The following is an 18,589-nucleotide window of genomic DNA, read 5'->3' on the forward strand; positions in this document are numbered from 1 at the left end:
TGGTGGCGTGGCTCATCACAGTAATGCTCCGACGGTGACCTCTACCCGGACCGGTACCGGCCGCACGCGGCCGATTGCCCTGTCGTCCATGAAGAGAAGAGCAAGCGACCATGTCTATCGTCTCGCAAACCCACCCATTTGTCGTCGGTGTCGACACACACGCGAAGAAGCACGTCTACGCCATCCTCACCGCTGCCGGTGAACTGATCGAGACCCGAGACTTCCCGACCTCAGACACGGGGATCAAACGAGCCCTGGCTTGGGTCGGACGGCGTACCGGCGGGGACGCGAGCACCCTGTGGGTGATCGAGGGCGCCGCGTCCTACGGCGCTATCCTCGCAGGCACCGTCGCCGATGCCGGGTACCCGGTCGCCGAGGCCGCCCGGATGGATGCCAAGGCCCGGCAAGGGGGTCGGCAAATCCGACCCGATGGACGCGTACCGGATCGCCTCCACCGTCCTGCCGACGGACACCAACAGGTTACGCCGCCCCCGGCTCAACGAGGGCGCCCGGGCCGCGCTACGGGTACTGGTGACCGCACGGGACGCGATGACCACCGAGCGGACCCGGCACGTCAACGCGCTCACCGCCCTGCTCCGGGTGAACCCGCTGGGTATTGACGCCCGCAAACGGATGAGCGGCGCCCAGATCGGCGAGGTGTCGATGTGGCGGACCCGTGACGAGGCTCTGGAGTTGCAGGTCGCCCGATCTGAAGCCGTCCGGCTCGCCGTGCGGGTGACCGAGCTGGATGATCACCTGAAGGCCAACGCCGAGAAGATCACCGAGCTGGTCAAGCTCAGCGAAGCTAAGGATCTGCTGGACGTGAAGGGCATTGGACCGGTGGTCGCGGCCGTGTGTCTGACTGCATGGTCGCACCAGGGCCGGGTGCGATCAGAGGCCGCCTACGCGTCTCTGGCCGGGGCGAACCCGATTCCCGCGTCCTCAGGGAATACGGTCAGGCATCGGCTGAACCGTGGCGGGGACCGGAAGCTCAATAAGGCGCTACATACCGCAGCACTGGTCCGGATGGCCTATGACGAAGAAACCCGCGTTTACGTGGAGAAACGCACCCAGGAAGGCAAGAGCCTTCGGGAGATCCGCCGATGCATCAAACGCTACCTCGCGAGGAAGATCTACCGGATCCTCAATGCCGCTATTCCGGAGGTGTTACCGGCTTGACAAATATAGAAGGGTCAGGGGTCCCTTCTGGAAGCACGCCAACATTCATACTGGCGAACACATTGGAACGCATATCGATGCGCCAATCCACTGGATCAGCGGTCGTGACAGCCACGATGTCGCCGATATCCCGCTTCCTCGGCTCATTGGCCCAGCGGTAGTTCTCGATTTCTCGGCCGAGGCCGCCGCGGATACGGATTTTCTGCTCGAGGTGGAACACATCAAGAAGTGGGAGTCGGAGAATGGTCCGCTACCCGAGGGCGGCTGGGTGCTGTACCGCACGGGTTGGGACGTCTACGCGCAGGATCAGGAAAAGTTCCTCAACTTCGACGACAATGGATCGCACACCCCAGGAGTCTCGGCCGAATGTGCTCAATGGCTGTCGGAGACCGGTATTGCCGGGGTCGGTGTAGAGACTGTCGGCATCGATGCTGGCAACGCGGGGGCCCTTGATCCAGTCTTCCCCATGCACTATTACCTCATGGGAGCAGACAAGTATGGAATTACTTCTCTGCAAAACCTTGCGCAGTTGCCAACCCGTGGAGCAATGATCATCGTCGCTCCGCTACCAATCGTCGGCGGCTCGGGAAGCCCGACCCGCGTATTGGCCATCGTCCCGCGAGACTCCTAGGCTCCACTTCAGGGAAGCTGCTCGCCCACCTCTGGGCCGGCAGCTTCCCGGATTCGCTCTCGCGCCCTGTACGAAGTTGTTGCACGGCAATTGCGGCCTTTTCAAAGCGCTGTCGAGCCACTGCCGGGACTCGCAACATTCCGCTTTTCGCGAGGTTCTGTCAGGTGCGCAGTCACCCATGAAAGTTGGCAGATCTCAGCGCACCAGCGGTCTGCCCAAATTGGAGTAGCAGCTACCAGATGTGCAAGGCCCAGGGCTGGGCGTCTGCAACACACCTTTGCGGGGCAAAACTTATGGCTGTCTATCAGGATTGTTGCGGTCTTCCTGCCACCGGAGAGAACCACAACTATCCGGGCAGGCTCTCACCATTCATCGCTGTATTTCATCGATGATCCACATTCTTGTTCCTCATGCTTTACAGCGGCCCACCCTGAAATTCAGCAGCTGAACACTGCCTAACATTCCGCCAAGAACCCGGTGGTGAAAAGATCAGTGCCGCCCCCATGGCATTCCTGGGTTTTTATACTCACAAACGCCAGCCCGGTTGACGAAGAACTCTCCGTCAACCGGGCATGCCATATATTGTTTTCGGCTCCATCCTCAGAAGGATCACGATTCCGTTGCTCACCGAGCTTCGAAACTTGAGATAAGGGTCCATGCTGCACCGTGTTTTTCACTGAATTCCCACGCAGCATTCAGGCCCCTACAGGCCGATGAAACATGCACCGCACGCGTACAGAATTAGTTCATGAGCCCCTGATACTAAAAAGAATTAACCGAGAACTTTCTTCCTAGGCCAAGGCAGCCTTGGAGTTACCTGCAATCCAATCCCCAATCACTGTCGGGTCAATCTTGGCGTCTACCAGCATAGGTCCACTCGGATTTTCCAGCCATGGCTTCAACTTTTCAAGATCGTCCAGGCTTCGAACGGTCACGCCTTGAGCACCTACCGACTGTGCCATCGCTTCGAAATTTCGCTCCGGGAAACGCACTAGGTCAACGTTCAACCCCAAAGGCTCAAAGCGGTGCACCTCTGCACCATAGGACGAGTCATTGTAGACAATTGCCAGGAGTGAGACCTCATTCTGGACGGCGGTGTCCAGTTCCTGAGGACTTAACATCCACCCACCGTCTCCGATGGTCAGCACGCTAATGCGATCAGGTCGTGCTATTCCGACACCGATCGAAACGGCTAGACCCAGCCCTACCGACTGGAATGACTGTGGATAGACGAATCCTGCAGCGTCTGGCACCGACAAATACTTCGCTGGCCAGCCCATGAAATGCCCAGAGTCTACGGTCAGGGTTCGTTCTGCCGGAAGCAAGGATTCTAGCGCCAAGGTGAAAACACGCGGGTCGAGACCTTTTTCACCGGTGGCTGCAATAAAGTGGCTCGACGGGTCATTGGTCGCAAGCCTATTTTTTAGTTCTGGCGTTCTGTACCCCGTCTGCTTCCACTCACCGCGCACTAGTTCTTGGTAAATTTGCGTTGCAGTCACCGCAGCGTCACCGTGAATCGCCATATCAACTGAGCGATGGGAACCAATAGCGCTTGGATCAACATCAACCTGGATAGCCGGTACATTCGCACCGAGCATCCTGCCATTGCCAGTGGTCCATGCATTGAGGCTCGCACCGAACGCCAACACCAAATCCGCTTGCCCCAGCAATTCGGCAGTCACCGGTGAAGCGAAGCTACCGGCGATTCCCAGATCAAAATCATCACCGGAGAACAGACCCTTTGCGGGTGCTGCCACAGTCAGCACTGCACCAATCTGTTCAGCGAGCGCCCTCAATTCTGCACCGGCTTCCGATCTCATCGCGCCGCGACCGGCTAGGATGACCGGCCGCTTAGCCAGTTTGATCTTATTGGCAGCTTCCTTAACGGAGTGCAGGTCAGGCCATGGAGGTGCCGCATAGGCAAGTGACCGTACAGTAGTTTGAGCCTTCGGCACCTTCGCATGCACTAGATCCAACGGCACCATAAGTACGATCGGCAGCATCTCAGTCTGAGTTCGGTGCAAGGAACGTGCCAGGTCGTCAACTGCACTGGCTGCGGATCGAACCACTTCTACCCCTGCGCCCAATGCACGGCATACTGCGGTTTGATCGACATTAAGGTTACCGTGACGGGAAGTACGCGGTGTATCAATCACTATGACGACCATTGAGGTTCGGCTCTTCACTGCTTCGGTGAGCGCGGTCAGCCCATTAGTCAGCCCTGGTCCCTGCGAGAGCATGGCAACACCAACTTGGCCCGTAGTGCGTGACCAACCATCAGCGACCCCTACGGCGCCAGCTTCATGATTTGATCCGTAGTACCGAACACCGGCTTCACGTGCTGCGTGCACCAGCTCATAGTTCCCGCTACCCGGAAGACCGGCCATAAAAGAGACGCCAAGTTCAGGTAGTGCGGCCCCTAAGGCTTCTAGAACGACAGTGTTAGGCGTTTCCGCTTGTTCACTCGCAATGTTCTGATTTGGACTGGATAACTGAGCAACCTCGACCATCTGATGTCTCCACTATCTACGAATAAAAATAAGTTTGTCGTGACTCGCTGTGCCCAGAAATGACTGACTATCCCGAAGGGTTCAGGGTAGGTCTAACAGCGATTCTTTAGTTTACTACTCACTCTGGTGATGTGTTACCAATCATGAGCCTTCGTCTCATTCAAGTCAAGAGTGTTTAAGAAATGCCTCAACTCTCTTTCAAGGCAAGACCTTGCAGTTCAATCCCGAAAGGACTTCAGCTCCCCTTCAGGACGAGCGGAAATTCTAGGATTGACCTCGTGCCATGAACTAGACTGCGTTCCTATCCGCTATGGGACCCCTGGACTATCGGCCCGCATGTGCGGTTCGCCCAATAGAGAGCAATAGGTATTCAGCCCCACCCGTTGACCTTCGCAGGTAATCCAAGCCGCGAGGTTCCCGATAATTTTCATTCACACCACATTGATGGGAGTCACAGTTGATCCGCAATGCAACAGTCGAAGATGCCTGCGCCCTAGCTACACTTGCATCCCAGACTTTCCACCTCGCCTGCCCGCTAGGAACTACAACAGACGACATCCAATTTTTTCTCGAACAACACCTGAGTAAAGCAAAGTTTGTCGAGTATGCCCTCGACAACGATTACATGGTCAAGGTTTACGACAACGCCACGGAAATTTTGGGCTACACCCTATTGGTCTACCAACAGCCAGAAACTGACGTGGTGCGTGAAACCCTCCAAGCGGCCCGACCGGTCCAGCTCAGCAAGTGCTATGTCCACCCAAATCACCACGGCTCCGGAATTGCCGGTGAGCTTCTTCAAGCCTCCCTTGAATGGGGCTTGAAGCGCGGGAGCGATCTCATGTGGCTTGCCGTAAACCAGCGCAATGAGCGGGCCCAGCGATTTTACAAAAAATGGGGGTTTTCAATCGTCGGAGAAAAATTCTTTCAAATCGGCCAAGCCACGGAGAAGGACTATATTTTGACACGCGATTACCGCTAAACCGCAGCACCTTCAGGTGGAAAACGCTCACGGCTCGCATTCAATGGCTTGTGAAACATCGAACTTCCGCTAGCTTTGAGCTCAACTGGCAGCACCGCTTGACCGCCAGCCCCTCACCTCCAGGGCAGGAGCTGTGCAAGATCATGCTCAAATTATGGTTGACAATTCAATCCGGTGAGGTGTTAAGTGTTCCTAAGGGTTATCCCGCTCTACCGGAAGGAATTTTCCAATGACTACGAACCAACTTGAGGATTCGGACTTACTGACACTCTCGATGTTTGTTGATGGCAAACATGTTGAGACATCGCGTTCTGGTCGAACGTTCGACAGTGTTGATCCTTCTACACAGCAAGCATGGGCACGTGTCCCCGATGCCGACGCATCTGACGTCGATCTTGCCGTTGCTGCCGCTAATCAGGCACTAGTTGGGCCATGGGGCGAGACGACAGGAGTCGAACGCGCGCGTGTGCTTCGCAGCATTGCTGAAAAGATTTTGCAGAATCTTGACTACCTAGCTGAACTGGAAGCCCGGGACAGTGGAAGGCTACTGAGAGACGCAAAGACTCAGGTCAGATTGGTCGTCGACTGGTTCTATTACTTCGCGGGCCTGGCCGATAAGTTCACCGGCCAAACCATTCCCACGGGCCACAAGAATATGATGGTCTACACCGAAGCTGTCCCTGTCGGGACTGTGGGCATTATCGTTCCTTGGAACGCGCCTCTGCTGCTGCTCGCGTGGAAGCTTGCGCCCGCCTTGGCTGTCGGCTGCACTGTCGTCGTTAAACCCTCGGATTACACTCCAGCAACAGCTCTGGCGCTGGGTCCGATTCTGCAAGAGGCCGGGGTACCTGATGGAGCCTTCAACGTCGTCACTGGCTTTGGTCCGGCAGTAGGGGAAGCAATCACCGCCCACCCACGGATCAACAAGATTGCCTTCACCGGTTCCACTGCAACGGGCATGCTGGTTGGCAAAGCAGCTATGTCCAATATGACCCGAGTGACTTTAGAATTAGGCGGCAAATCAGCGCAGCTCGTGTTTGAAGACGCCGATATCGAATCAGCCCTCAATGGCGTGATGAACGGAATCTTCGTTGCTTCCGGACAAACCTGCATGGCAGGCTCACGACTCTTGTTGCATGAGAGCATCCATGACAAATTCGTTGCCGAATTAGTCAAGCGTGCAGAAGCAATCCGCATTGGTCCTCCGACTGATCCGTCGACTCAAATCGGCCCTATTGTCAATGCGAAGCAACACACGTCAATCTTGGAAAAAATTGCCACTGCACAACGCCAGGGAGCCACTCTTGTTTGCGGTGGAGGTGTCCCGTCATCCGTCACGGGGTGGTATGTCGAACCCACCATCTTTACGGATGTCGAGCCAGATATGGAGATCGCCCAGGAAGAGGTCTTCGGCCCTGTGATGGCGGTGATGAAGTTCAGCACCGAAGCTGAGGCCATCGAGCTGGCTAACAACACCCGCTTTGGTTTGGCCGCAGGAGTGTGGAGCCAGAGCGTACATCGCGCCCACCGAGTTTCTCGGCAGCTTCGCGCCGGCACCGTCTGGGTAAATACTTACCGGGCGTTTTCCCCTGCCGCTCCTTTCGGTGGTTTTGGGCATAGCGGCCTGGGACGAGAAAACGGTCTTGAAGCCATGCGTTCCTTCAGTGAAACCAGAACCGTATGGATTGAAATGGAAGGCGAGACTCGCGACCCATTCTCCGTCTAGATGACCACAAACGGCTTGGTGCTGTCCTTCTGATGAAGGACAGCACCAAGCCGTTTGCGGTTCCACAGGGGCGTGGTTCTGCCTCTGGGCTGATCCAGCAGAGCTTTTTCACGCAACAGAGCTCATCTACGTCCACTGCCCAAGACTGGACAGTCCGCACCCTTCGGTGCTCCGTAGATTCTAGTCTGAAGTTACGTGAGGGTTTTGCCCCGGAACCGCAAGATTCCGGGGCAAAACCCAGTTTTCGGACAAAAAACGTAGCCACTAAAAATATGCGGGAAAACCTTTCCCAAATCACCCTATTCATCATATGATGTGAACATGGTCACCAAGGGTCCCGCGATGCACGTAGCCATCAACCGACGCCAACGCACCAACCAAGCCGGCATCACCGTGGAATACCGCACCGCACTGATCCGCCGCACCTACCGCGAGAACGGGAAAGTTAAACACGAAACCCTAGGCAACGTCTCCTACCTGCCCCAGCACGCACTGGACGCGCTCAAAGCCTCCCTCGCAGGGAAAACCCTCATCGACGCCACCGGTAACCTACACATCCACCGCTCCCTCCCAGCAGGGCACATCCACGCGATCACCACCCTCGCCCAAGGCTTAGGTTTCGAGAACCTGCTGGGTAAAAAATGCCGGCACCGCGACCTGATCATGGGACTACTGGCCGCCCGGATCTGCAACCCCACCTCAAAAAACGCGACCCTGAACTGGTTCAACGACACCACCTACGGCACCGACCTAGGCCCCACGACTAGTGATGAACTCTACGCCGCGATGGACTGGCTCTTAGAACAACAACCCCGCATTGAAAAGCAGCTGGCCCGCACCTATTTGGGCAACCAGAACACGAACCCGCAGAAACTGGCGTTGTTTGATTTGTCGTCCTCGTGGGTGACCGGTACCTGCAACCCACTAGCCCAGTACGGGTACTCCCGGGATAAGAAACGCGGGCACACCCAGATCGAATACGGGATGCTGGCCACCCACACCGGCCTACCCATTGCGGTACGTGTCTTTCCCGGGAACACCGCCGACCCGACCGCGTTCATCAAGATCACCGAAGACATCCAAGACCTGGCCGGGGTACAAGACCTGGTCATGGTCGGGGACCGTGGCATGATCACCAACGCCCGCATCAAAGACCTACGCACCAATTCCTCCCTGTCCTGGGTGACCGCGCTACGCAACACCGATATCCAGGCCCTCGCCGAGGATAACGGGCCCTTACAGATGAGCCTGTTCGACGAACAAAACCTGGCAGAGATCAGCCACCCAAAGTATCCCGGCGAACGGCTGATCGCCTGCCGCAACCCCGCCCTAGCCGAACACCGCAAACACAAACGCGAGAACCTACTGTCCGCGACCGAGGAGAAACTCGATGCCCTGGCCGCGTCCGTGGCTGCCGGCCGGATCACCGGTGCCGGGACGATCGGGGTGAAAGTCGGCAAAGTCCTAGGCAAATACAACATGGCCAAGCACTACGTCCTGACCATCACCGATACCTCGTTCGCGTACCACAGTAACCAGGAATCTATTGCCCGTGAGGCCGGGTTGGACGGGGTCTATGTTATCCGCACCAACCTCCCCGCAACCAGCATGGACGCAGCCCACACGGTGCGCACTTACAAGTCGTTAGCGAACGTGGAGAAAATTTTCAAAACCCTGAAAACCCGGGATTTAGGGATCCGCCCGATCCGTCACTACACCGAGGACCGTACCCGGGGGCACGTGTTCCTATGCATGCTCGCAGCCCACCTGACCTGGCACCTACGCACCGCCCTAGCCGAACTGACGTACACGGACGAAGCCAAATCCGCAGCACAGGATCCGGTAGCGAAGGCTGAACGCTCCCCGGCCGCGGCACGTAAGGCCAGCACCCGCAAACTCGCTGACCAGAGCCCCGCATATAGCTTCCAAGACCTACTCACCCATCTGGCCACCCGTACCCGTAACACGGTCGCGGTGGACGGCGTCACCGAGACCTTCGAACTGTTAGCTATGCCCATCACCACCCAGCACCGGGTCCTAGAACTGATCACTGAGCACCTAGAGAAGCTGAAAAGCACACCAAAGTAGCCAGAAACAGAAAGGGGAAAACGCTCGGATCCGCGTGATTCCGCGGATCCAAGCGTTTTTCCTAACGTAACTTCAGTCTAGTGAGGCTTACACCAGCCCCCAGGTGAATGCGTGGACACGACAGCCCTTGGGTCTGCTCAAACCATTTGGGCGTCAACGGATTTTTCCGACACCACCCTAACGCCACGGCAGCCGTGGCTCGGTGCTGAAAATTTTCCTGTGCTTCTCCTCCGGTCAGGAGGTCAGTAGCGGGCAGCTAAACTGCTCAGTGCTCCTTCGGGTGAACCCTACCTTTGCCACTTCTTCGGTACCTCGTCTGGGTTCGGTATTTTTCTTCCGACCCGTACGGCTTAAACCAGCAGAACCTCGCAGTTTCAATGATCTGCAGACACTGCATTGACTGGCCCCTTTGAGCAGGCCAGCGGCCATGCCGTAGCCCATTGGTGGCCTGCAATCCACCGGTTCCAGTCGTAGGATAGCGTCATTCCGTCCACAGTTCCGTGGGACCGTTCACGAATGTCGCTGTCTTTCCCTTTACCTGCCACATGCTTTGCGTCGGCCGGGGTCTCGATTATTTCTCCACCGAGTTGTTCCCTGCTGAATGGTGCGTTGAAATTTTCAATGAACCCGTCCTGCCCTGGTGATCCCGGGTCGATACAAACGTTCTCCACACCGGTGGTGCTACGGCAGCCGATCACTGTAGCTGCGGTGAATTCCGGTTCAATATCGCAATGCACGAAAGACAGTTCGATGCCGGTTACACCGATAATATTCTCCGGCACGCAGACCACGTCGATAGGCCCTTGAACGAAGGCTACACAACGATGCCCCCAGCGCCATGCGGGTGTATTGCTCGATGACGGTGGACAAGCGGCTGTGGCACCCGCAGAATGCGACGTCGGACTAAAAGGCGAAGCTGCTGACGTGCATCGGACAGTCGGTCTTCAAACACTGCTGTTCCCCGGCATCGAGGCCGGTGGGGCTTTCTTCTTCGGTTTGGGTTTTGCCGGCCGGTCTTTCGCCCCGCCATGCTCGGCGTACCCGTTTACTGTTCAGCGTCATCTCCTGTCACTGCGGCGGCGCACGCAGGTGCCAGCGGGCGTTCTTCCAACCCCACGCCCGGTATTTTTGCGCGACGGCCAGCAGATCTGCGCACAGCCGTGTTTCCTCGAAACCACCCCTGGTTTCTTCATGAGCAAGTTCAAGCGGTTCTGACCCAGCGCTGCGCGGGCACATCGTTCCGATGCCACGGTGTCCGTGCTCCAGAGTCCTTAATGCCTCGTGGCCCGCATTGCTTACCCATTGCTGCCGCAGTGCTGCCGTCCCAGAAGTTTGGTTTTTACCAACGAAGGACAGGAAGATACTTTCTCAGTACCAATAAATCTGTCTAGGTCAGCGAAGGCCACAACTCAGACCATAGGAATACCCCAATGGCTAAGACAAGGCATCGGACCCGAAGTGGCTCAGCCACCAGCACCAAAGCCTCTCGGTCATCTGCAGCTGCCTGACAGGTCTGTCTGAGAGGCCGTCCTTCATCTAGCAATTTCTGGCCCTACCGGATCTTCGCCATGGCCTGCTCGGGGTCTATGTGCCGTAACCGGTGATTTTCCCCTTGCCTCTTGGACATGAAACTCACGTAGTTACCGGGCTCCTTCACGGGGAAACAAGCACATTATGTGGGGCGTAGCATGAAAGACACCGGCGATCGCATTTAGCAATCACCGGTGTCTGACTTGCACCCGTGCACACCTGTTCTAGACATTAATTATTTAATTGCCGTTCTTTTGGAAGAACTCCCGTGCTGCGTCTGCGAATTCTTTGGGGTGAGTCACCACTCCGTAGGATGCATGAGCGCCGGTCACCACTCCGATTTCAAGGTGTGGCACACCTTCACGTAGTTCGTTCACTCCCGGCTGTGCCATTGCTTCTTCAGTGGATTCAGCACCCAGTAGCAACAGTGTAGGAGCGGTCACCCGCGGCAGTTCATCACGAACATCGGCGTGCAACAGACCATATCCAACTGTGGATTCCACGGTTTCTACATGCACTACTTCCGAGATATTTTGGGCCTCCCACGGTACGAACCACGGCAGGGTTTCAATATCCATCCACTTGGCCAGGAGCTTTGCGCCGCGGCCGGTAGTGCCGAGGTTATTCACAATTGCCGAGTAAATATTCCAATTTTTCGTTCGGTCTTGGAGACCTGCCCATACTTCGGTAGAAGTAATGACGCTCTGGACAAGGTCGGGATGCTGGGCTGCCAGTTTCATCGCAATGAAACCACCAAATCCATCGGCCCATAGGTGAGCCTTTTTGACCCCAATCGCTGCGAGCAATCTGCTCAGATCGTCGGCCCACACATCGGTGGAGTATCCGCTAGTGTCACCTTCAGCTGCCTGAGATAGTCCAAGGCCTCGCGGTTCCCAGGTGATGAGGCGATACTCTTGTAGGTGTTCCCGAACAAAATCGAAGACGAAATGTCCGGCGGTAAACCCTCCTAAGAGAACTATCGGCTCTCCATCACCACCGCTATCGTGATACCAAATCTTCACGTCATCAAGCTCTAGGACATTGCCGTCTTCAACCTTTGTCCTTTGGTATGACTTTTCATTCAACTGAGTCATCGATGAAAATTCAAGCGTACTCATTGACGGTACCTCCTATCAGGATTGTTAGTCGAAATGGTTGTGGTCGTCGGTTGTCTCAACGTTGACTCAAACCATCCGAAGTATTAGGCGCTGGCCTGTGGAGCTTGAACCTTTGAGCGGCTAAAGCCACGTCCGAATTTACGTTCCAAGTAGTACTGACCCACACCGGCTACCGATGCGATGATCAGGTACCAAATCGAAGCCACCAGCAGCAGTTCGATCGTCTTCAGGTTCGTAGCCGAAATATTCTCTGCACGGGTTAGAAGCTCAGAGCCAGCAATCACCGAAACCAGCGAGGTAGCCTTGATCGTATTAATGACCGAGCTGCCGGTGGGCGGGATGATAATGCGCATGGCCTGTGGCATGGTCACCAAGAAAAATGCTTTGAAACCTGGGATTGCCAAGGCCTTGGTGGCGTCACGCTGGCCGGCAGGTACGGACAGAATTCCACTTCGAATAATTTCCGCCATGTAGGCAGCCTCGTGCAGTGTCAACGCCACGATGGAGGCTACGAATGCCGTCATGACCGCATTGGTCGGAACACTGAAGAGATAGATATCGGTAAAGGGGATAGCCAGGCCAAGACGCTCAAAGAGAAGTCCGAGGTTACCGCAGAAGATAATAAGCACTAGCAGCGGAACGGAACGAAAGAACCACACATATCCCCAGCTAAATGCCGACCACACGGGTCCACCTGCCAGACGCATCACGGCAAGCAGGGTTCCAAGGAGGGTCGCAAATACCATAGAAATGAGGGCCATCAACAGTGTGTTTGCCACACCACCCAGGATGACATCCTTGGAGAAATACTCAGCCACCGTTGCGTAATCAATATTCTGGTTCTGAGCCAGGCTCATACCAAACCAGAGCATGAGCAAGATGAGAACCGCACCGGAAACATACCATCCCGGATGTTTCCGCGGAAGAATGGTTGCAAATCCGTATTCACCAGCTTTGGCAGGCATTTGGGTAACCTTCGGCATTAGGGCTTCTTTTGACATGACAATTCATCCTCTCGTCGATGCGTCGAGACTGGTATTTTCGTCTTCTTGTGAATTCCGGAATCGGTGCAAAAAGTCCTTTGTTCGACGTTCCTTAGGTGCCATGAGCACCTGAGTCGGAGGGCCTTGCTCAATAATTCCGCCGTCGGCCATAAACACCAGATGATCGCCAACGTCCATCGCAAATTGTGTTTCGTGGGTAACCACTGCCATGGTCATCCCGCTTTCAGCGAGGTCTTTCATGACATTCAAGACTTCACCGACAAGTTCTGGGTCCAATGCCGAGGTGGGCTCGTCGAAGAGCATCAGTCGAGGCTTAAGGCAGAGGGCTCGTGCGATGGCAACTCGCTGCTGCTGCCCACCGGAAAGGTGAGCTGGATAGGAATTGGCCTTATCGGCCAGTCCCACACGTGCCAGCTGATGCTTTGCTTCAGCGATCGCGTCTTGCTTATTGACACCCAGGCTTTGGATCTGCGGCATGGTCAGGTTGCCCAGCACCGAGAGGTGAGGGAACAGGTTGAACTGCTGAAAAACCATACCGATGCCGATCCGCTGCTTCTGCATGACTCGTTCGCTGAGTCGACGTGGTCCCTGTGGGGTCTGCTTGACACCGCAGAGTTTGCCGTCGAACCAAATCTCACCGCTGTCGGCCTCTTCCAGAAGGTTCAGGCATCGCAGGAGCGTGCTTTTCCCGGACCCGGACGGGCCCATGATGCTGACGACTGTTCCTTCTTCAATGGAGAAATCAATTCCATCCAGGATCCGAAGACTACCGTAAGATTTAACTAGTTTCCGAGTAGTAAGTAATGCCATTTTAACCACCCCGTGGTTGCGTAGGTATTGGCGCTGCCTTTGCGTCAAACGAGGTCAGTTTGCGCCAATTATTGACGATATTCATTTGAATGAGTTTGCGTTGGAGCGTAATTATCAACGCGCGATAGATGCAGAGCTAATCTCCATTTCCGACAGCCCGAATTCTTCAAAGACCTTCGCATACGAACCATTTGCAATCAGTGCATTGACCGCTTCTGCCATGGCCGAAGCTAATTCCTCATTGCCCTTTTTGAACTGAATCCCAATCGGTGTCGGCTCGATGTCCGGAATTGCAACAGCACTGAACGCGGCACCTTCATCTGAGTTCTCGGCGTAGTAAAGATTGTTCGCGTGCCCACCCAGGAATGCGTCCGCATTCTTGGACAGAACCGCTAGACGACCTTCAGCCGGTGACTTGTAGGTCAGCAGGTTAATGGCGGTAGATCCCGAATCTACACATTCAGCAGAGGCTTCCTCCACATAATCTTGGAAAATTGACCCCTGCGGGACTCCAATTCCCAGGCCGCAGAAGCTGTCCAAATCGACAATGTCCTTTGGATTATCCTTGGGCACCAGTACGCCGTAGGTTAGATTGGCGAATTCAACGAAGGTAGCGGCTTCGAGCCTTTCAGCGTTAATGCTTGTAGTTTCCCACACCACATCAACCTTGTCTGCTTCCAGGGCAGCAGCCTGTCCCGGGAACGGCAGAATACTAAAGTCGCCCTGCAAACCGAGTTGCTCCAAGGCAAGTACCGCCAACTCGTGTGAGATTCCGGCCTTAACCTGACCGTCATCTTCTAACATCGTCATCGGAGCGGTCTGGAATGATGCAGCAATCCGGACAGTTCCCGAGTCTTTGATCTTCTGTGGTAACAGCTCTGCTGCCTCAGGTGCCAGCGGAGTCAGTTCGGGGGCAGGACTAGTTGCCTCAGTTGACCCGCCGCATCCTGTGACAGCCAAAGCTGTAGCTAACGACAAAAAGGAAAGCAGTAATTTTCGTGACATGTGACCCTCAAGAATTAGAGAAGACTGGATGAATGGTAAATAGCTGGTAGATCATCGCGGATACTTTTAGCTGACACTGCGAATGACCAAAATTTTTGGTTCAATCGTTAACCGCGGTGATTCCACGCAACTCCCAAATCATGGGTCTCAGCCAAGCCATAAATCTTCTTAGCTAGCGCAATATCCAACACGCTCAACCCAAACGGCGAGTACACAACCGGGCCAGACGACTTGACGACGTCCTTTCCGAGCAGAGCCGGCAATTCATAAATGTCCTCCGTGTTCAGACCTTCTATGATTGCCTTGCCGAGGCTGACTGGCAATTTAGCTACGTCAGAAATTCGATCTGTGACGTTGGTAACCTGCGAGAAGTACTCGACCGGGAGATCATCGGCTGAAATGTGGAGGATCATGCGATCATCGGTAGGCAACAAATCGGTGTCAATCCACGGACCTTCGGCCGAGGTAGCAAGAATGATAATCCTTGCCTGGCGCAAGATATCCTCGGTGCTTGCTACGGATGCCTCAAAACCAAGGTCAACCAGCGATTTCACTAAGCGCTGAGCACGTTCCTCGACGATGTCGGAAACCAGCAGGCTATGTTTCCCGTCGTAAGTCTGTGCTAGCTCGGCGGCAAAGGCATCAGCAAGTGCGCCGGCCCCGATAATTCCAATCTGTCCATCCTGCGGGTGGTAACCGAAGCATTCAGCTGCCAGGAACGCAGATGCAGCGGTCCGTCGCAGATTCAGTTCACTACCTTCGATACAGGCCAACGGGACGCCGGTGCCGATATCCGAGAGCAGCAGCAGGGTATTTAGTGGGTTCTCTTCTAGTGCGACATTGCCGCGAAAGTTGGAAACCCATTTAGTGCCGGCGGCTCCATCCGATCCTGACCCCGCAGCGTATGCCGGGAGAGTAATAAACCGCGAGGGGGCTTCATTAGGAATTGGTAGGAAGGTAGTTGGTGAACTAGTTGATTTCCCTAATTCCAGTGAAGTGTAGGTATCAATAACCGATGGTCGTACGATTTCTGGCGAAGACTTCAAGACCTTGGATACATCTGAGGTGCTGAGAAATTTCATTTTGTGAGCTCCTTCGAGTTCTGACAAAAGCGAGTTTGGCGTGAAATAAAATTTGTTTGGGAGTCAGATCAGCCGATGATCTCTGCCTTATCGATCATCATTGCTTCCGGCATCTGCCACTTTTTGAGAATTTCGGCGTACGATCCGTCTTCGATCATGTTGTTAACCAAAGACTCCAACGACTCAGCTAGGACCTGATCTCCCTTTTTGAGCTGAATGGCAAGTTTCACTGGAGGGATCTCTGGCAGGTCAACGGCGCTGAACACTTCGCCGCCACCGGTAGTGTTTGCAAAGTAGGTGGTATCGGGCTGAGCACTCATGTAGCCGTCGATATTTTCGGACTGCAGGGCAGTTCGGCCACTTGGCGCACCATCGTAAGTTAGCTGTTCAATCGGTTCCAGGCCGTCGGCAACACACTTTTCCGATTGCTCTTTCACCATGCCGACGAAGACGGCGCCCCGGGACATCCCGATGCTCAGGCCACACATGTCTTGCATGGAGCTGATACCGCTTGGATTACCCTTTTGCACCAAGACACTGGTGTTTGCATTTGCGAAATGCACAAAGGTCGCGGCCTTGATTCGCTCTTCATCAACACTCGTCGTTTCCCAGACGATATCCACTTTGTCGGCGGCAATGGCAGGACTCTGCCCTGGGTAAATGATGTTGCTCCACACTGGTTCCAAGCCCAGACGCTTTGCTCCCAGATTCGCCATCTCATATGACAAGCCGTCACGGGTCTCGCCATCGTCAGTCAGCATTGTCAGTGGTGGAGTACGGAACGAGGCGGCAATCCGAAGTTCGCCTGAATCACGGATCTCAGCCGGCAGCAGCTCACGGCTGGTCTCATCTACGGACTCTACGGATGCTTTAGTCGCTTCATCCGAGGGAGCGCTGGCTTCTCCCGCACTGCCACAGGCTGCCACTGCGAGTGTCATGGCTGCTGTGGTAGCGATGAGTGGTACAAGCATTGATTTTTTCATAACGTAATCCTTCGTGGTTTTGATTTTTCTTTGCAGGCCGCCTTTGGTCCTGGTCAAGAATCATCACCTGGAGTGTTTGTTATCTGGCTGATGCCAGGAAACCTGTTCTTTATGCTGTTTACTACTGCTCGGATGCCGCCAGCTGTCTGTCCTTGCGAGAATCGGCTGGACTTCACATCTTTGCTTGCATTGCTTACTTCTGCGGGTGTTACTCATCGATGGGTTTTACTTGCCCAACCTGGACGTCGAAGTTGAACATCTTTGAATTTGGTTCATTGCTTCTCCCCTGAGATCTAAATTACATTTCCATCGATTGACGGCAACTTTACGCATGACCGAGGTCGCGTGTCAACAGATTTCAGAATCCGTATTTTTCCTGTGAAAGATCAACCCTCAAACTGTCGATCCAGGAAGTTTTAAATTCGAAGCTCGCTACGTATTATCTGCGGGCGTTACGCGCTTGAAGTGGGCGCAGGAGCACATCCTGTCGAACTGCTTGCACGCTTTGGTGCGAAACCAACAGAGGCCTGCGCGAGCTGATGACAACCCCTAATATTAAACGCTGGTACCCCGTTCGTCAGGCCCAGCAGCTGGCCAGACAGGTTCAGAGGGCAGCCATATTTTGCCGTTCAGGGATCATGCAAATCTATTTGAGAAGTCACTCATAGGCTGCTGGGCTCACTGGCCAAAGGTGCGGTAGAAGTGACTCTGAGCAGGCACGAGATGAGCCCTGAGCCGCTCCTCAATGAAATGGCACAATCAGCTTTGACACTCCAGTGCTAGAAGCTTCCTGTGGCATTGGCTCACGGCCTAAAAAATACCAGCATCCCATGGAGGAAACCGGACTGACCCGGCCCCTACAAAGTCCGCCTGAACCGTCTAGGGCCACAAAGCCCGATAAATCCTCCGACGAGCTGTATTTCAAGCCCGGAGAATTGATAAAAGCCGTTTCAGGCGAACCATTAAAGGAACCCTCCAAGAGGCGAAACCATACCGGATGGGGAAGCCGAAAACGCTGAGCAGTGCCGCGTTCAAGCCATTTTCACCATCGACTTATTTCGCACCAAACAAGGCCAGGTGGAACTAGGTGCGGGGCACCAGGGCCATAACACGCGCTGGACTCCCGGAGCCTCCGACCAAGCGTAGCGGCGCGACAATGATCATTGCACCGGTCGCTGGCACCTGCTCGAGGTTAGTGAGCGAAGTGACACCATACTTCCCCGCGCCGAGCATGTAGTAATGAACTGGGGCCGGGGGATCAAAAGTTGGCCCAGCGCCCGCATCCGTACCCACGGTCTGCACACCAATGCCTAGGATTCCCGTTTCTTGGGCAATCCATTTCGCGCATTCAGGAGCAATTCCGGGGGTGCGAGCAGAGCCAGAAGCATTGTTCAGGAACAAACTCTCATCATGTACGCGCTTGTCCCAACCGGTACGGTATATCAACCAACCGCCATCGGGAAGTGGACCATGCTCTGCGATGAACTCCTGCACATCGTCGATGGTGAGAAGGTAGTCCGGGTTCTCTTCAACCTTGGCGGTGCGGTCAATGACGACCGCCGGTCCCACAAGGCGGGGCAAAGGAACACTGGCTACGTCCTCTCCACCCTTGCCCGAAATCCAGTGACGGGGGGCATCTAGGTGGGTTCCTACGTGCTCGCCAAGCTCAAGATGATTCCAGGTCCAACGTGGGCCGCGGTCATCAAAATTAGAAATCTCAGTCATCTTCAAGCCCGAAACATTGACAAAAGGCTCGGGAACTCGCATGACGGGCGTGCTCTCGGACAGCGGTTGAGTTAGATCTACGACATCCACAGCGCCTGAAGCCAGTCCTGCGAGGAGGTCTTGAACAGCATTTGATCGGTTTGTTTCGATTGACATTTCCACTCCATTTAATTGAGTTGATTTTCTCTTCACGTGTTCCCCCTTCATGGTGATCCA

At 55.0% G+C, this 18,589-nt stretch carries 12 protein-coding genes and 2 pseudogenes; 5 read left to right on the top strand and 9 right to left on the bottom strand.

Translation table 11 applies throughout. The features are described from left to right. Positions 1-110 precede the first annotated feature (110 nt). Together ACQQZ8_RS14290 and ACQQZ8_RS14295 are read left to right on the top strand one after the other, a co-directional pair. A pseudogene (locus ACQQZ8_RS14290) lies at positions 111-1,179 on the top strand (IS110 family transposase). Continuing rightward, a complete protein-coding gene (locus ACQQZ8_RS14295; RefSeq protein WP_431710471.1) occupies positions 1,148-1,810 on the top strand; it encodes a cyclase family protein in 663 nt (220 codons plus the stop codon). The pseudogene ACQQZ8_RS14290 and the gene ACQQZ8_RS14295 overlap by 32 nt, the downstream one beginning before the upstream one ends. A 791-nt stretch (positions 1,811-2,601) precedes the next feature. Here the strand turns inward: ACQQZ8_RS14295 and ACQQZ8_RS14300 are convergent. Further along, positions 2,602-4,320 (bottom strand): thiamine pyrophosphate-binding protein, encoded by a 1,719-nt coding sequence (locus ACQQZ8_RS14300; protein WP_431710472.1) that lies wholly within the window; start codon positions 4,318-4,320, stop codon positions 2,602-2,604. 457 nt (positions 4,321-4,777) lie between these two features. Here ACQQZ8_RS14300 and ACQQZ8_RS14305 point away from each other — a divergent pair, with 457 nt between their 5' ends. The 3 genes from ACQQZ8_RS14305 to ACQQZ8_RS14315 all read left to right on the top strand — a co-directional run bounded on the left by ACQQZ8_RS14305 (position 4,778) and on the right by ACQQZ8_RS14315 (position 9,116). Beyond that, entirely contained in the window at positions 4,778-5,302 is a 525-nt protein-coding gene (locus tag ACQQZ8_RS14305) for a GNAT family N-acetyltransferase (protein ID WP_431710473.1), read from the top strand. Positions 5,303-5,576: 274 nt separating this feature from the next. Further along, positions 5,577-7,028, top strand: coding sequence for an aldehyde dehydrogenase (locus ACQQZ8_RS14310; protein WP_431710474.1), 1,452 nt, complete (start codon positions 5,577-5,579; stop codon positions 7,026-7,028). Between the two features lie 321 nt (positions 7,029-7,349). Then, complete coding sequence (locus tag ACQQZ8_RS14315) at positions 7,350-9,116, top strand: IS1634 family transposase (RefSeq protein ID WP_431710475.1); 1,767 nt, start codon at positions 7,350-7,352, stop codon at positions 9,114-9,116. Positions 9,117-9,490: 374 nt separating this feature from the next. On the opposite strand, the pseudogene ACQQZ8_RS14320 reads toward ACQQZ8_RS14315, so the two are convergent. The 8 genes and pseudogenes from ACQQZ8_RS14320 to ACQQZ8_RS14355 form a co-directional block, all read right to left on the bottom strand. Further along, positions 9,491-10,659 (bottom strand): annotated as a pseudogene (locus tag ACQQZ8_RS14320) (IS3 family transposase). A gap of 226 nt (positions 10,660-10,885) precedes the next feature. After that, positions 10,886-11,764, bottom strand: coding sequence for an alpha/beta fold hydrolase (locus ACQQZ8_RS14325; RefSeq protein WP_431710476.1), 879 nt, complete (start codon positions 11,762-11,764; stop codon positions 10,886-10,888). Positions 11,765-11,847: 83 nt separating this feature from the next. Continuing rightward, the gene (locus ACQQZ8_RS14330) at positions 11,848-12,765 is read right to left on the bottom strand and encodes an amino acid ABC transporter permease (RefSeq protein WP_431710477.1); all 918 of its coding nucleotides are present in this window, start codon (positions 12,763-12,765) and stop codon (positions 11,848-11,850) included. A gap of 6 nt (positions 12,766-12,771) precedes the next feature. Next, a complete protein-coding gene (locus ACQQZ8_RS14335; protein WP_431710478.1) occupies positions 12,772-13,578 on the bottom strand; it encodes an amino acid ABC transporter ATP-binding protein in 807 nt (268 codons plus the stop codon). A 114-nt stretch (positions 13,579-13,692) separates the two neighbouring features. Next, positions 13,693-14,388 (bottom strand): transporter substrate-binding domain-containing protein, encoded by a 696-nt coding sequence (locus tag ACQQZ8_RS14340; protein ID WP_431710479.1) that lies wholly within the window; start codon positions 14,386-14,388, stop codon positions 13,693-13,695. Positions 14,389-14,690: 302 nt separating this feature from the next. After that, positions 14,691-15,665 (bottom strand): NAD(P)-binding domain-containing protein, encoded by a 975-nt coding sequence (locus tag ACQQZ8_RS14345; protein ID WP_431710480.1) that lies wholly within the window; start codon positions 15,663-15,665, stop codon positions 14,691-14,693. A gap of 68 nt (positions 15,666-15,733) precedes the next feature. After that, positions 15,734-16,705: a transporter substrate-binding domain-containing protein gene (locus ACQQZ8_RS14350; protein ID WP_431710481.1), complete on the bottom strand. Its 972-nt coding sequence runs from the start codon at positions 16,703-16,705 to the stop codon at positions 15,734-15,736. Between the two features lie 1,026 nt (positions 16,706-17,731). Continuing rightward, a complete protein-coding gene (locus tag ACQQZ8_RS14355) occupies positions 17,732-18,580 on the bottom strand; it encodes a cyclase family protein (protein ID WP_431710482.1) in 849 nt (282 codons plus the stop codon). Positions 18,581-18,589: the final 9 nt, after the last annotated feature.

It is taken from the genome of Glutamicibacter uratoxydans (assembly GCF_050753455.1).
Taxonomy (GTDB): Bacteria; Actinomycetota; Actinomycetes; order Actinomycetales; family Micrococcaceae; genus Glutamicibacter; species Glutamicibacter uratoxydans_A.

Bases quoted from the DNA above. Each gene is read 5' to 3' on its own strand.
- ACQQZ8_RS14295 (WP_431710471.1), top strand. From the start codon at position 1,148: ATGCCGCTATTCCGGAGGTGTTACCGGCTTGACAAATATAGAAGGGTC.
- ACQQZ8_RS14300 (WP_431710472.1), bottom strand. From the start codon at position 4,320: ATGGTCGAGGTTGCTCAGTTATCCAGTCCAAATCAGAACATTGCGAGT.
- ACQQZ8_RS14310 (WP_431710474.1), top strand. From the start codon at position 5,577: ATGTTTGTTGATGGCAAACATGTTGAGACATCGCGTTCTGGTCGAACG.
- ACQQZ8_RS14315 (WP_431710475.1), top strand. From the start codon at position 7,350: ATGGTCACCAAGGGTCCCGCGATGCACGTAGCCATCAACCGACGCCAA.
- ACQQZ8_RS14325 (WP_431710476.1), bottom strand. From the start codon at position 11,764: ATGAGTACGCTTGAATTTTCATCGATGACTCAGTTGAATGAAAAGTCA.
- ACQQZ8_RS14330 (WP_431710477.1), bottom strand. From the start codon at position 12,765: ATGTCAAAAGAAGCCCTAATGCCGAAGGTTACCCAAATGCCTGCCAAA.
- ACQQZ8_RS14335 (WP_431710478.1), bottom strand. From the start codon at position 13,578: ATGGCATTACTTACTACTCGGAAACTAGTTAAATCTTACGGTAGTCTT.
- ACQQZ8_RS14340 (WP_431710479.1), bottom strand. From the start codon at position 14,388: ATGACGATGTTAGAAGATGACGGTCAGGTTAAGGCCGGAATCTCACAC.
- ACQQZ8_RS14345 (WP_431710480.1), bottom strand. From the start codon at position 15,665: ATGAAATTTCTCAGCACCTCAGATGTATCCAAGGTCTTGAAGTCTTCG.
- ACQQZ8_RS14355 (WP_431710482.1), bottom strand. From the start codon at position 18,580: ATGAAGGGGGAACACGTGAAGAGAAAATCAACTCAATTAAATGGAGTG.